The sequence below is a fragment of the Caballeronia humi genome (assembly GCF_001544475.1).
GTDB classification, from domain to species: domain Bacteria; phylum Pseudomonadota; class Gammaproteobacteria; order Burkholderiales; family Burkholderiaceae; genus Caballeronia; species Caballeronia humi.
In genome coordinates this window covers 193677-206769 of sequence record NZ_FCNW02000003.1, presented here as the reverse complement: position 1 = coordinate 206769, position 13093 = coordinate 193677, and the positions used below count along the sequence as shown (strand labels likewise).

The 13093-nt window shown below is 64.8% G+C and carries 12 protein-coding genes; 1 reads left to right on the top strand and 11 read right to left on the bottom strand.

The features are described from left to right. Positions 1-4: 4 nt before the first annotated feature. Genes AWB65_RS05530 through surE form a run of 3 tightly spaced genes read right to left on the bottom strand, consistent with a single transcriptional unit; the run spans position 5 to position 2726 of the window. The gene (locus AWB65_RS05530; RefSeq protein ID WP_087666183.1) at positions 5-961 is read right to left on the bottom strand and encodes a peptidoglycan DD-metalloendopeptidase family protein; all 957 of its coding nucleotides are present in this window, start codon (positions 959-961) and stop codon (positions 5-7) included. Between the two features lie 5 nt (positions 962-966). Beyond that, positions 967-1971, bottom strand: a complete 1005-nt coding sequence (locus AWB65_RS05525; RefSeq protein WP_087666182.1) for a protein-L-isoaspartate(D-aspartate) O-methyltransferase — start codon at positions 1969-1971, stop codon at positions 967-969. After that, complete coding sequence (gene surE, locus AWB65_RS05520) at positions 1968-2726, bottom strand: 5'/3'-nucleotidase SurE (protein ID WP_087666181.1); 759 nt, start codon at positions 2724-2726, stop codon at positions 1968-1970. The genes AWB65_RS05525 and surE overlap by 4 nt, the downstream gene beginning before the upstream one ends. Positions 2727-2824: 98 nt before the next feature. Between surE and AWB65_RS05515 the strand changes: the two genes are divergently transcribed. Beyond that, on the top strand, positions 2825-3799 hold the full coding sequence (locus AWB65_RS05515; RefSeq protein ID WP_087666180.1) for an NADPH:quinone oxidoreductase family protein: 975 nt from the start codon (positions 2825-2827) through the stop codon (positions 3797-3799). Between the two features lie 64 nt (positions 3800-3863). Here AWB65_RS05515 and AWB65_RS05510 read toward each other — a convergent pair whose 3' ends face one another. From AWB65_RS05510 to dnaX, 8 genes are all read right to left on the bottom strand, one after another. Continuing rightward, the gene (locus AWB65_RS05510) at positions 3864-4688 is read right to left on the bottom strand and encodes an ABC transporter permease (protein WP_087666179.1); all 825 of its coding nucleotides are present in this window, start codon (positions 4686-4688) and stop codon (positions 3864-3866) included. A 20-nt stretch (positions 4689-4708) separates the two neighbouring features. Then, complete coding sequence (locus AWB65_RS05505; protein WP_087666178.1) at positions 4709-5530, bottom strand: ABC transporter ATP-binding protein; 822 nt, start codon at positions 5528-5530, stop codon at positions 4709-4711. 3 nt (positions 5531-5533) lie between these two features. Continuing rightward, a complete protein-coding gene (locus tag AWB65_RS05500) occupies positions 5534-6571 on the bottom strand; it encodes an ABC transporter substrate-binding protein (RefSeq protein ID WP_087666177.1) in 1038 nt (345 codons plus the stop codon). A gap of 54 nt (positions 6572-6625) precedes the next feature. Continuing rightward, on the bottom strand, positions 6626-7831 hold the full coding sequence (locus tag AWB65_RS05495) for a CaiB/BaiF CoA transferase family protein (RefSeq protein WP_087666176.1): 1206 nt from the start codon (positions 7829-7831) through the stop codon (positions 6626-6628). A gap of 737 nt (positions 7832-8568) precedes the next feature. After that, positions 8569-8793, bottom strand: coding sequence for a DUF1653 domain-containing protein (locus AWB65_RS05490; protein WP_087666175.1), 225 nt, complete (start codon positions 8791-8793; stop codon positions 8569-8571). 10 nt (positions 8794-8803) lie between these two features. Further along, positions 8804-9400, bottom strand: a complete 597-nt coding sequence (recR, locus tag AWB65_RS05485; protein ID WP_087666174.1) for a recombination mediator RecR — start codon at positions 9398-9400, stop codon at positions 8804-8806. A 30-nt stretch (positions 9401-9430) separates the two neighbouring features. Further along, positions 9431-9757, bottom strand: coding sequence for a YbaB/EbfC family nucleoid-associated protein (locus AWB65_RS05480; RefSeq protein ID WP_087666173.1), 327 nt, complete (start codon positions 9755-9757; stop codon positions 9431-9433). Between the two features lie 243 nt (positions 9758-10000). Beyond that, a complete protein-coding gene (dnaX, locus tag AWB65_RS05475) occupies positions 10001-13057 on the bottom strand; it encodes a DNA polymerase III subunit gamma/tau (protein ID WP_087666172.1) in 3057 nt (1018 codons plus the stop codon). Positions 13058-13093: the final 36 nt, after the last annotated feature.

The following is a 13093-nucleotide window of genomic DNA, read 5'->3' as shown; positions in this document are numbered from 1 at the left end:
CTTTTTATTGCGGCGGCAAGTACTTCAGCGGGTCGACAGGTTTGCCCTGACGGCGAACTTCAAAATGCAGCATCACGCGGTCGGAATCGCTATTCCCCATCTCGGCGATTTTTTGACCTTTTGTTACTGCGTCACCCTCTTTTACCATCAAAGCGCGGTTATGTGCATATGCCGTGAGAAAAGTCGCATCGTGCTTGATGATTATGAGGTTGCCGTATCCGCGCAGACCGTTGCCCGAGTACACGACCCGGCCATCCGCCGACGCATTGATCGCATCTCCCGCCACGCCGCCGATGTTCAAGCCCTTGTTCTTGGCATCGTCGAACGTGCCGAGAATCGGGCCGCGCACCGGCCAGATGAACGCCGGCTGCGCAGCGGGTGCGGTGGCAGTGCCGCTGTCAACGCCTGCTCCGATTCCTGCGCCAGCGGCCGCGCCCGGCGCCACGCCCATCCCCGACGACGAACCGTACACCGGCGGCTGCGCCGTCGTGCCGGTCGTCACGCCTGGCTGCTGGGCACCGCCAGGCGGCGTGCCGAGCGGCTGTGCCTGCACCCCGCCGCCCACGATCGGCGCGGTGGCAACGCCCGGCGTCGTCGCGGCGAGATTCGCGCCCGGAGGCGCCACGCGCACGAGTTGACCGACTTCGATCTGGTTCGGGTTCGTCAGGTTGTTCCATGACGCGATATCCCGATAATTCTGACCGTTTTCCAGTGCGATCCGATATAGGGTGTCGCCCGGTTTCACGCGGATATAACCGGGCGGCGGCGGGCCGTTCTGCGCCGCGGCCTGCGCGGCGGCGTCCGTGCTGATCGCCCCGCCCGTGCGGTCGACGACCGGCGCCTGATCCATCCGCGTCGCACAGGCCGCCAGGGCGGACAGCGCGAGGATACACAAACCGCGCTGGACCGCCGTCGGGCGGGCGCTCGCGCTCCTTACTCGCCAAGCACGCAACATACTCATCGGTGTCAAATCACTCCGGATTTTAAGGGTACAAAGAAAACACGATCGAGCTGCGACTCGCGCCATTGCGTGGCCGACACGCGCTCGACGAGCGTCAGCACTTGCGACTGCGCGCTCTGCGAGCCGACCGGCGCGACGAGCCTGCCGCCGATCGCCAGTTGCTCGAGCAGCGCCTGCGGCACGTCGAGCCCCGCGCACGCGATGACGATCGCATCGAACGGCGCCGCCGCCGGCAGGCCGAGCCGGCCGTCGCCGTAATGCAGGCGAATGTTCGGCACGCGCAGTGGCCGCAGGTTGAGCTTCGCGCGCTCAGATAGTGGACGCACCCGCTCGATCGAATACACGTCGGCGGCGACCAGCGAGAGAACCGCCGCCTGATAGCCGCAGCCGGTGCCGATCTCCAGCACTTTCGTGAGTGTCCGGCCCGCCGCGACGAGTTCGATCATGCGCGCGACCACCGACGGTTTCGAGATGGTCTGATGATGGCCGATCGGCAGCGCCGCGTCTTCATAAGCCTGCGCGGCGAGTCCGGGATCGACGAACATATGGCGCGGCACGACAGACATCGCGTTCAACACGCGCGCGTCGGTGATGCCGTTCGCGCGCAGCCGTTCGACCATGCGTTCGCGAACCCGTTCCGAGGTCAGCGCATGCGTCGTGTTCAGCGCGACATTTGGAGCGCCACGCTTGACGCTAACGTTTGATTCACGATGCTCGTTTTGACGCGGCGCCGCGCGCAATGCGCCGGGCAGCGGCTTCGTCACGGGACTCGGGACCAGACTCGCCGAACGCGTCACGACCGGCTTGGCCGGTTTGACCACGGCGGCGTTCGCGTCGGCGGCTTTGAGCGGCGTACTGCGCGAGACTGTCGATCCGACGCCCGGCACCGAGTGCAACGCGGCGCCCGCCGGCTTCGCGCGCGCCTGATCCGCGCGGGCAACCGGCTTGCGCGGCTCGCGCACGAGATCGGCGAGCGCCAGCGGAAAGCGCTTCGCGCGCTCGTCCGTCATGAGCGATGGCTCCCGGCCAGCGCCCACTCGCGTGTTTCGGTGAGCCGCCTCGTGTGAGTCAGATCGAGTTGCAGCGGCGTGATCGACACATGGCCGTTCGCGACTGCGTGGAAATCGGTACCTTCGCTGGCATCGAGCGCATCGCCCGACGGGCCGATCCAGTAGATCGGATTGCCGCGCGGATCGGTCTGCCGGATCACCGGCTGCGACGGATGACGCTTGCCGAGCCGCGTCACCTGCCAGTCGCCCAGTTGCTCGTAGGGCAGGCTCGGGATGTTGACGTTCAAGAGCGGATGCCCGGGCATCGGGTGCTCGAGAAAATGCGCGACGATTTCAGCCGCGACGCGGGCCGCTGAATCAAGATGCAGCCAGTCGCGGCCGACGAGCGAAAACGCGATCGCCGGGATGCCGAACATGAAGCCTTCGGTGGCGGCCGCGACGGTGCCGGAATACAGCGTATCCTCGCCGACGTTCTGGCCGTTGTTGATGCCCGAGACGACGAGGTCCGGCTGCTCTTCGAGCATGCCGGTGAGCGCGATGTGGACGGAATCGGTGGGCGTGCCGTTCACGTAGTTGAAGCCGTTCGCCGCCTGATGGATCGTGAGCGGGCGCGAGAGCGTGAGCGAGTTCGAGGCGCCGCTGCAGTTCTGCTCGGGCGCCATCACCGTGACGTCGCCGAGCGGCACCATGGCCTCGTACAGGACGTTGAGGCCGCGCGCCAGATAACCGTCGTCGTTGCTGAGTAGGATTCGCATCCGACGATTGTAACCGAGGAAAGATGGCACGCGAACGACTGGGCAAGCGCCTTGCAAGCCCTCTGCTCTACACTTGCGCTATTCATTTGGGAGACGACATGCGCGCCGTTCGATGCACCCGCCACGGACCCCCGGAGACGCTTTCCATCGAGACCTTGCCCGACCTGCATCCCGCGTCGGGCGAAGTCGTCATCGACGTGAAAGCGGCGAGCGTCAACTTCCCCGACGTCCTCATCATCCAGAACAAATATCAGTTCAAACCGCCTCTACCGTTCACGCCCGGCGCGGAGTTGGCCGGAATCGTTCGCGAAACCGGTGCGGGCGTGACGCGCTTCAAGCCAGGAATGCGCGTCGCGGCCTACACCGCGCACGGCGCGTTCGCCGAGCAGGCGCTCGCGCGCGAGGACGCGTGCATCGCGCTCCCCGACGACGTCGATCTCGCGAGCGCCGCCGCCTTCACGCTCGCGTACGGCACGTCGTATCACGCGCTCGCAGATCGTGCGGCGCTCGTGGCCGGCGAGACGCTGCTCGTGCTCGGCGCGGCGGGCGGCGTCGGGCTCGCGGCGGTGCAGATCGGCAAGGCGCTCGGCGCGCGGGTGATCGCGGCGGCATCGAGCGCGCAGAAGCTCGCGGTCTGTACCGCAAACGGCGCGGACGCGACGATCGACTACTCGCGCGAGGATCTGCGCGAGCGCATCAAGGCGCTGACCGACGGGCGCGGCCCCGACGTGATCTTCGATCCGGTCGGCGGCGAATATGCCGAACCGGCGTTTCGCAGCATCGCGTGGCGCGGACGCTATCTCGTCGTCGGGTTCGCGAACGGTGAGATCCCGAAGCTGCCGTTCAACCTGCCGCTACTGAAAGGCGCGAGCATCGTCGGCGTGTTCTGGGGCGATCACATGAAGCGCGAAGCCGAACTCGGCGCGGCGGGCTTCGAGCGCATGGTCGGCTGGATCAGGGAGGGCAAGCTCAAGCCGCACGTATCGAAGCGCTATACGCTCGACGAAACGCCCCAGGCGCTCGACGACATGGCGCAGCGCCGCGTGACGGGAAAAGTGGTCATCGAGCCGTGATCCGCTGAAAAAAATGGCGCGCCTGAACGAAGGTGCGCCATTTTTTTTTGTGCATCGCGGGGAATTACAGCTTCTCCGTCTCCCCCGTTTCAGGCTGCCACTTCATCAGCCGCCGCTCGACCAGTGCGACGATACCGTCCAGCACCAGCGCGAACGCCGTCAGCACGAGAATGCCGGCGAACACGGTATTGATGTCGAACGTGCCTTCAGCCTGCAGGATCAAATAGCCCACACCGCGCGCCGATCCAAGATACTCGCCCACCACCGAGCCGACGAACGCCAGTCCCACCGACGTATGCAGGCTCGAAAACACCCAGCTCGTCGCGCTCGGCAAATAGACGTGCCGCAACAATTGTTTGCGATTTGCGCCGAGCATGCGCGCGTTCGCGAGCACGACCGGGCTCACTTCCTTCACGCCCTGATAGACGTTGAAGAACACGATGAAAAACACGAGCGTCACGCCGAGCGCCACCTTCGACCAGATGCCCAGGCCGAACCACACCGCGAAAATCGGCGCCAGGATCACGCGCGGCATCGAGTTGGCGGCCTTGATGTACGGATCGAGCAGCGCGCTCATCAGCGGCGCGAGCGCGAGCCACAAGCCGACGCCGAGTCCCAGCACCGTGCCAATCGTGAACGCGAGCACGGTTTCGATCAGCGTCACCCAGAGGTGGACGTAGATTTCGCCGGTCGTGAACCATTCCCAGATGCGCAGAAGGACCTTCTGCGGCTCGCCGAAGAAGAACGCGGCCTTGCTGTTGTCGTCGAAATAGAAAGCGGGGAGCAGCGTCGGGCTCGTCAGCACATACCAGAGCAGGAAGCACATGACGAGCAGCAGCCATTGCCAAAGCACCAGATTTGCGCGATTCGGGCGCAATTTGTTCCACATGATTGTCGTTCGGCCTCGGATTAGACGGCGGTAAGCTGCTGCTGATAGCCCTTCAGCACCTCTTCGCGCAGCACGCCCCAGATTTGCGCATGCAATTCGACGAAGCGCGGATGCGAGCGAATCTCGGCGACATCGCGCGGACGAGGCAGATCGATCGTGAATTCGCCGATCGGATGCGTGCCCGGCCCCGCCGACAGCACGACCACGCGATCCGACATCGAAATCGCTTCGTCCAGGTCGTGCGTGATGAAGAGCACGGCCTTGCGCTTGGCCGCCCACAAGTCGAGCAGCTCGTTTTCCATCAGTTGGCGCGTCTGGATGTCGAGCGCGGAGAACGGCTCGTCCATCAGGATGATGTCAGGATCGAGGATCAGCGTCTGCGCCATGCCGACGCGCTTTCTCATGCCGCCCGATAGCTGGTGCGGATAGCGGTCACCGAAGCCGCCAAGGCCTACGCGTTTCAGCCACTCCTCGCCGCGTTCGCGCGCCTCGTTTTTCGGCACGCCGCGAAACGCGAGGCCGGCGGTGACGTTATCGATTGCCGAGCGCCACGGCATCAGCGCTTCGGCCTGGAACATATAGCCCGCGCGCCGGTTGATGCCAGCGAGCGGTTCGCCGAACACCGTCACCTCGCCCGACGACGGCTGCAACAGCCCCGCGCCGATGTTGAGCAACGTGGACTTGCCGCAGCCCGTCGGACCGACCACCGAGACGAACTCGCCCGGCGCGATGCGCAGCGTCGTCTGGCTGACGGCGGTGTAGCGGGCGTTGCGGTCGTCGCGCGACGTGAACGTGCACGTGATGTTTTCGAGCGCGAGCGCGTAGGAAGACGTGAGCGCCATCGCTTAGGCCTTCACGCTCGCCAGGGCCTTCTTGACGAAGTCGTTCGTCCACGTTTTCGACAGATCGATCGGCTTGCCCTTCACGGTCTGATCGAACGCCTGCAAGGTTTTCAGCGAAGTCGCGGGACCGTCGGCGGGCATCAGGCCGTCTGGCGACAAGGCTTCTTTCACGTGCTGCCACGAGTCGAGATAGAGCGCGCGGTCGCCGAGCAGATAACCTTCCGGCACGGTCGCGATCAGCTCGGAACCCGATGCCGTCTGCAGCCACTTCAGCGCGCGGACCATCGCGTTGGTGAGCGCCTGCGTCGTGTTCGGGTTCTTGTTGATGAAACTCTGCGACGCGTACAGACACCCCGCCGGCATGTTGCCGCCGAAGACGTTCTTCGTATCGGCGAGCGTACGCGTATCGGAGATGATGCGGATATCGCCCGAGCGCTCCAGCTTGGTCATCACGGGATCGAGGTTCGCGATCGCGTCGATCTGGCCGGATTGCAGCGCGGCAATCGCGCCGGCGCCCGCGCCCACGCCGATGAACGCGACGTCGCTCGCGGTCAGCCCCGCCTTCGCGAGCACGTAGCTCGCCATGATCGACGTCGACGAACCGGGCGCCGTCACGCCGATCTTCTTGCCCTTCAGATCGGCGACGGTCTTGTAGTTCGGCATCGCCTTCTTCGATACCGCGAACACGATCTGCGGCGCGCGCCCTTGCAGCACGAATTCGCGAAACATCTGGCCCTTCGCCTGCAAGAGCAGCGTGTGCTCGAATGCGCCCGACACGACATCGGCGCTACCGCCGACCGCCGCCTGCAGCGCCTTCGCGCCGCCGGCGAAATCGGAGATCTCGACTTCGAGCCCTTCGTCCTTGAAGTAATTGCGGCGCTCGGCGATGGTGAGCGGCAGGTAATAGAACAGGTTCTTGCCGCCGACCGCGACGGCCACTTTCGACTGCTCCGGCTTCGCCTGCGCGAATGCGAGCGGCGCGCCCGACACTACTCCGCCTGCGAGCACGGCACCGCTCGCAATGAACGTTCTGCGTTTCATCGACTTCTGTCTCCGATTCTCGTGGTCTTGTTGTTGTGCTCTGGTCCGCCGCGGCTAGATCACCCTGGCCGCGCGCAGCCTCGCGATATCGTCAGGATCATACCCGAGCGATTGAAGGACTTCATCCGTGTGTTCACCCAGTTGCGGCCCGAGCCAGCGCGTTTCGCCGGGCGTCTCCGAGAGCTTGGGCGTGACGTTCGGCAGCGTGATCTCGCGGCCGTCCTGCCACGGAAAACGCTGCAGCATCTGGCGCGCGAGGTACTGCGGGTCGGTAAACATGTCGGCGACGCTGTAGATGCGGCCCGCCGGTACGTCGGCGGCGTTGAGCACCGCGAGCGCCTCGTCGATGCTGCGCGGCGCGAGCCACGCGCCGATCGCTGCGTCGATTTCCTGCGTGCGCGGCACGCGGCCGTCGTTCGACGCGAGCGCGGGATCGTTCGCGAGATCGTCGCGTTCGATGGCGTTCATCAGGCGCTTGAAGATCGGATCGCTGTTGCCGCCGATCACGACGCTGCCGTCGCGGCACGGATACGTGTTCGACGGCACGATGCCCGGCAGCGACGCGCCCGTGCGCTCGCGCACGAGGCCGTACACGCCGTACTCCGGCACGACGCTTTCCATCATGTTGAAGACAGCTTCGTAGAGCGCGACGTCGACCACCTGGCCGCGTCCGCCGTTCACCTGCTTGTGATGCAGCGCCATCAGCGCGCCGATCACACCGTGCAGCGCCGCGATCGAATCGCCGATCGAGATGCCAATGCGCGGCGGCGGCAAGTCGGGATAACCGGTGATGTGCCGCAAGCCGCCCATCGATTCCGCGATCGCGCCGAAGCCCGGCCGGTCGCGATACGGACCTGTCTGCCCATAGCCGGACAGGCGCACCATGACGAGCCCTGGGTTTTCCGCCGACAAGACCTCGTAGCCGAGCCCGAGCTTTTCGAGCAACCCCGGCCGAAAGTTCTCGACGACGATATCGGCTTCCTTCGCGAGCCGCCGCACGATCTCCTTGCCCTCTTCGGCCTTGAGATTCACGGTCACGGATTTCTTGTTGCGCGCCTGCACGGCCCACCAGAGCGACGTCCCGCCGACTTCCGGATAGAGCTTGCGCCATTTGCGCAGCGGATCGCCGCCGTTCGGGTCTTCGACCTTGATGACGTCGGCGCCGAATTCGCCCATGAAGCGCGCGGCGAACGGCCCGGCGATCAGCGTGCCGAGTTCCAGCACCTTGACGCCGGCGAGCGGCCCGGTCGATGCGGTCATGTTGTCTCCTGTGTCGACCAGAGTTGGCGCTTCAGCGCCTTACTCTGGTCCCATGCAACGCGGTCGACCAGAGTTGGCGCTTCAGCGCTTACTCTGGTCCCATGCAACGCGGTCGACCAGAGTTGGCGCTTCAGCGCTTACTCTGGTCCCATGCAACGCGGTCGACCAGAGTTGGCGCTTCAGCGCTTACTCTGGTCCCATGCAACGCGGTCGACCAGAGTTGGCGCTTCAGCGCTTACTCTGGTCCCATGCAACGCGGTCGACCAGAGTTGGCGCTTCAGCGCTTACTCTGGTCCCATGCAACGCGGTCGACCAGAGTTGGCGCTTCAGCGCTTACTCTGGTCCCATGCAACGCGGTCGACCAGAGTTGGCGCTTCAGCGCTTACTCTGGTCCCATGCAACGCGGTCGACCAGAGTTGGCGCTTCAGCGCTTACTCTGGTCCCATGCAACGCGGTCGACCAGAGTTGGCGCTTCAGCGCCTTACTCTGGTCCCATGCAACGCGGTCGACCAGAGTTGGCGCTTCAGCGCCTTACTCTGGTCCCATGCAACGCGGTCGACCAGAGTTGGCGCTTCAGCGCCTTACTCTGGTCCCATGCAACGCGGTCGACCAGAGTTGGCGCTTCAGCGCCTTACTCTGGTCCCATGCAACGCGGTCGACCAGAGTTGGCGCTTTAGCGCTTACTCTGGCCCCATGCGCTTACTCTCGCCCCATACAGATTTTTTCTGGGCCGCGCTTCAAAGCGGAATATCGAGCGCCTTGAAGCGCGGCGTGCCGTCGTCGAGCGTGCCGTTGAACATCTCGGCCGGACGCACCCACAAGCCGCGTTCATGCGGCCACAGATGTTCGTAGACGATCATCGGCTCCTCGGTTTCGGAATGCCGCGCCACACCGATCACACGATACAGGCCGCCTTTGTAGTGCCGATGCGTGGCGAGCGCCTTTGCTTCTTCTTCAGTCATTCGACCAGTCCTATACAGAGCGCCGGTCCAGCATCGCGCGCGCGATCGTCCCGGCATCGACGTATTCGAGTTCGCCACCCACCGGCACGCCTCGCGCAAGACGCGTCACCGTCAATCCCTTCGACTTGAGCGTCTGGGCCAGATAGTGCGCGGTCGCCTCGCCTTCGTTCGTGAAGTTCGTCGCGAGGACGACTTCCTGCACGATGCCATCGTTCGCGCGACTGATCAGCCGGTCGAAGTGAATCTCTTTCGGGCCGATGCCGTCGAGCGGACTCAGATGCCCCATCAGCACAAAATAGAGCCCGCGATAGGTGAGCGTCTGTTCGAGCATGATCTGGTCGGCGGGCGTTTCGACGACGCACAGGAGCGCCGGATCGCGCTCGGGATCGCTGCACACTTCGCAGATCTGCGCCTCGGTGAACGTGTTGCACTTCTCGCAGTGCTTCAGGTTTTCGGTAGCGAACATGAGCGATCGCCCGAGCTTTTCCGCACCCGGGCGATCGTGCTGCATCAGGTGATAGGCCATGCGCTGCGCCGACTTCGGACCGACGCCCGGCAGCACGCGCAGCGCTTCGACGAGCGCCGACAACGCGGAAGGTTGTTTCATGTGTTCCTGCGATGGACGCGCGACGCGCCCTTAAAACGGCATCTTGAAGCCCGGCGGCATCGGCATGCCGGCTGTCATGCCGCCCATCTTTTCCTGAGTGGTGGCTTCGGCCTTGCGGACTGCGTCGTTGAAGGCGGCGGCGACGAGGTCTTCAAGCATGTCCTTGTCGTCGGCGAGCAGGCTCGGGTCGATCTGCACGCGGCGCACGTCGTTCTTGCAGGTCATCGTCACCTTGACGAGGCCCGCGCCCGACTGCCCTTCCACCTCGATCAGCGCGAGCTGGTCCTGCATCTTCTTCATGTTTTCCTGCATCTGCTGGGCCTGCTTCATCAGCCCGGCGAGTTGGTTCTTCATCATGATGTGGCTCCTTGCTTGGATCGGGGTAATGCGGATCAGTGACGGACGCGTCCGGTTGCACGTTGCGTATTGCTTGCCAGCGCGTATCTCGAAAAACTTCGCGCGCGACGCTTTTAGCCTCATCGGCGAGCGTCGTTCGAATAATCTTTTTGCCGGCGCTGTCGATCAGAGCTATCGCTGTCGGCGAGGGCTTGCGCTGCGCCGCTTTCTCTGGCTCACGCGCTTGCTCAGATTCCATGCGCCTTACTCTGGTCGCAGGCCCGCTGCGAGCGGCTTGATCGAACCCTGGACGATGCTCGCGCCAAAGTCGCGGATCAGCGACTGCACGAACGGATCCTGCGTGATTTCCTGCTCGGCTTCCTGCTGGCGTTTTGCGCGGGCGGCGGCATCGACGGCGGCGGCCGTGCGGCGCGCCGGCCCGACCGTGACATTCACTTCGAACGCGCGGCCGAGTTTTTCGGCAAGCGCTGCCTTCAGTTTAGCGACTTGCGCTGCCTCAGCGTATTGCGGCACAGGCACGCTGAGCGCGATCGACGCGGCGTCGCAGGCGGTCAGTTCGCTATTGAAGGCAAGCTGGTAGGCGATGCCCTTCAACGGCAAGTCGACGGCGAGCGACGGCCAGTCGCCCGCGACGCCGATCGCATCGAGCGGCACGGCTGCGGGAAGCGGACGCGGGTCGGGTTTCGAGGTTGCTTTCGCCGGCGCGGCGTTGAACTGAAGGTCGTCGGGGCCGCTGTCGAACGCGGGGACGAAGTTGTCGTCGGGCGGCATGAAGTACGCGTCCTCCGACGATGCCGGCATATAGTCGTCCGGCGGCATGTCTTCCCACGGCGGCACGGCGGAGCTGGCGCTGAGTTTAGGCGTGGCTTCGGTGGCGGGCTTCGGGGTGGCTTCGACGGTTGCGGCGGGCGCGCGACGCGGCGTCGGGACCTGCACAGCGGGCGCGGCGCGCTTCGGCGACGCCGCGACGGGTTTCGGCACAGGCGGCGCGCCTCGCGTTCCCCGATCCGACGACACGCGCATTCCCGCGCTGCGCAACACGTCGAGCGCGGCGCTTGCGCCGGTGGCGGCGCGGGGTTTGTCGGCGGGTGTCGGGGTATCGCGTGCGGAATCGGTGGCGGCTTGCCGCGCGGCTGCGGCGACGGGCGATGCGGATACGTCGGGAGATTGCTGCGCGGAGTCGGTGGGCGAGCGCGGTGCGTTTGTTAGCGATGCTGCGTCGAAATCGGTCGCAACATCGCTCTCGCGTGCTGACGCGGCGGCTTCGCCCGACTCGGTGCTTTCGGTCGTCGGCGGTTCTGCCCATGCTGCGGCATCGGGATTCGACGCCGCTCCTTCGAACGCCCGCGATTCATTTTGCGCGGAAGCGTTCGTTGCACCTCCGGACGTTACTGCGTCGTCCCAAGGCGCCAATTCCTCATGCGAAGCGACATTCGGGTGCGTGGGCGTCGCACCTTTTTGCGTTGCTGTGCTTGCAGGCGTACTCGTTCCTGCCGATGCAGCAATGTTCAGAGGCGTCGTCGCGCGTTCGGAGATCGCCACGTTTTCCGGAATAGCTGACCCTGCCGATGCAGCGGCGATCTGAGACTTCGGCGCGCCAGGAGAAGGCTGTGCAGCAGCATCCGGACGCTCAAGCATCGCGCCTTCGGGCGCACCCGATTCTGCCGATGCGAAGCTGTTCCGGGACTTTGGTTCACGCCGAGACGCCTGTGCGGGCATCGCGCCTTCAGACGCAGCCAATTCTGCCAACGCGGCATTGTCCTGAGACTTCGGCTCACGCCGAGACGCCTGTGCGGGCATCGCGCCTTCAGACGCAGCCAGTCCTGCCGATGCGGCGTCGTTCGAACGCTTGAGCATCGCGTTATCGGAGGTTGCCGCCCCGCCCGCGGCATTCAAATGCTTCAACACAGCGTTCTCACGAACGCCTGCATCAGCAGAACGCGGCGAGTCGACGTGCGCAGCGGCGCTCCGCGTAGTACTTGCCTCTTGCTCAAACGCTTCGACCATCGCCGCCGATTCCCGCGAGCTCGATGACTGCGCGTGCGTTGGCGTCGAAGAGACGGTCGCCGCAACAGCACGCGCACCGCTCGACTCACTCTCACCCGACACCAGCGCACGCGAACCCGCAACCGCCACGCCGGCGACCGCCTTGCGCGCAACCTCGGCGCCCGACGACGGCCCATTCACCACGACACCACCGCCGCCGCCCGGCCCACCCGCCGGTTCGAACGCGAGCATGCGCAACAGGGTCATGGTGAAGCCAGCATACTCATCAGGCGCGAGGCCCAACTCACTGCGCCCGACCGTCGCGATCTGATAGAACAATTGCACCTGTTCCGCCGAAAGCGCCTCGGCAAACCGCCGAACATCCTCCGCCTCGGGCCATTCATCCAGCACCGATGCCGGCGCGAACTGCGCCCACGCGATCCGGTGCAGCAATCCCGCAAGATCCTGCAGCGCGGTCGAAAACGACAGACTGCGCAACGCCATCTCATCAGCCACAGACAGTACGCCTTCGCCATCCCCTGCCGCGAGCGCCTCCAGCAGGCGGATCAGATAACTTTGATCGAGCGCACCGAGCATGCCGCGCACGGCTTCCTCGGTGACCTGATTGGCCGAATAGGCGATCGCCTGATCGGTGAGCGAGAGCGCGTCGCGCATGCTGCCGTCCGCTGCGCGCGACAAAAGCCGCAGCGCCTGCGACTCGAACGGAATATGTTCCTCGCCGAGGATGTGTTCGAGATGCGAGACGATGTGGCCCGCCGGCATCTGCTTCAGATTGAATTGCAGACAGCGCGAGAGCACCGTGACCGGAATTTTCTGCGGATCGGTGGTGGCGAGAATGAACTTGACATGCGATGGCGGCTCTTCGAGCGTCTTCAGCATCGCGTTGAACGCGTGGTTCGTGAGCATGTGCACTTCGTCGATCATGTAGACCTTGAAGCGCGCATCGACCGGCGAGTAGACGGCGCGTTCGAGCAGCGCCGCCATCTCGTCGACCCCGCGATTGCTTGCCGCATCCATCTCGACGTAATCGACGAAACGCCCCTCGTCGATTTCCCGGCACGCACGGCACACGCCGCACGGCGTGGAGGTCACGCCCGTTTCACAGTTGAGCGCCTTCGCGAAGATGCGCGAGAGCGTCGTCTTGCCGACGCCGCGCGTGCCTGTAAACAGATAGGCGTGATGCAGGCGGCCGCCGTCGAGTGCGTGCGTGAGCGCACGAACGACGTGCTCCTGGCCGACGAGCGACGCGAACGATTTCGGCCGCCATTTGCGTGCGAGAACTTGATAGGTCATGCCGAAATTGTATCAGCAACGTCCTATCGCAAAACA

What these genes read in the sequence shown, in the direction of transcription:
- AWB65_RS05530 (WP_087666183.1), bottom strand. Translation starts at nt 961, where the DNA reads ATGAGTATGTTGCGTGCTTGGCGAGTAAGGAGCGCGAGCGCCCGCCCG.
- AWB65_RS05525 (WP_087666182.1), bottom strand. Translation starts at nt 1,971, where the DNA reads ATGACGGACGAGCGCGCGAAGCGCTTTCCGCTGGCGCTCGCCGATCTC.
- surE (WP_087666181.1), bottom strand. Translation starts at nt 2,726, where the DNA reads ATGCGAATCCTACTCAGCAACGACGACGGTTATCTGGCGCGCGGCCTC.
- AWB65_RS05515 (WP_087666180.1), top strand. Translation starts at nt 2,825, where the DNA reads ATGCGCGCCGTTCGATGCACCCGCCACGGACCCCCGGAGACGCTTTCC.
- AWB65_RS05510 (WP_087666179.1), bottom strand. Translation starts at nt 4,688, where the DNA reads ATGTGGAACAAATTGCGCCCGAATCGCGCAAATCTGGTGCTTTGGCAA.
- AWB65_RS05505 (WP_087666178.1), bottom strand. Translation starts at nt 5,530, where the DNA reads ATGGCGCTCACGTCTTCCTACGCGCTCGCGCTCGAAAACATCACGTGC.
- AWB65_RS05500 (WP_087666177.1), bottom strand. Translation starts at nt 6,571, where the DNA reads ATGAAACGCAGAACGTTCATTGCGAGCGGTGCCGTGCTCGCAGGCGGA.
- AWB65_RS05495 (WP_087666176.1), bottom strand. Translation starts at nt 7,831, where the DNA reads ATGACCGCATCGACCGGGCCGCTCGCCGGCGTCAAGGTGCTGGAACTC.
- AWB65_RS05490 (WP_087666175.1), bottom strand. Translation starts at nt 8,793, where the DNA reads ATGACTGAAGAAGAAGCAAAGGCGCTCGCCACGCATCGGCACTACAAA.
- recR (WP_087666174.1), bottom strand. Translation starts at nt 9,400, where the DNA reads ATGAAACAACCTTCCGCGTTGTCGGCGCTCGTCGAAGCGCTGCGCGTG.
- AWB65_RS05480 (WP_087666173.1), bottom strand. Translation starts at nt 9,757, where the DNA reads ATGATGAAGAACCAACTCGCCGGGCTGATGAAGCAGGCCCAGCAGATG.
- dnaX (WP_087666172.1), bottom strand. Translation starts at nt 13,057, where the DNA reads ATGACCTATCAAGTTCTCGCACGCAAATGGCGGCCGAAATCGTTCGCG.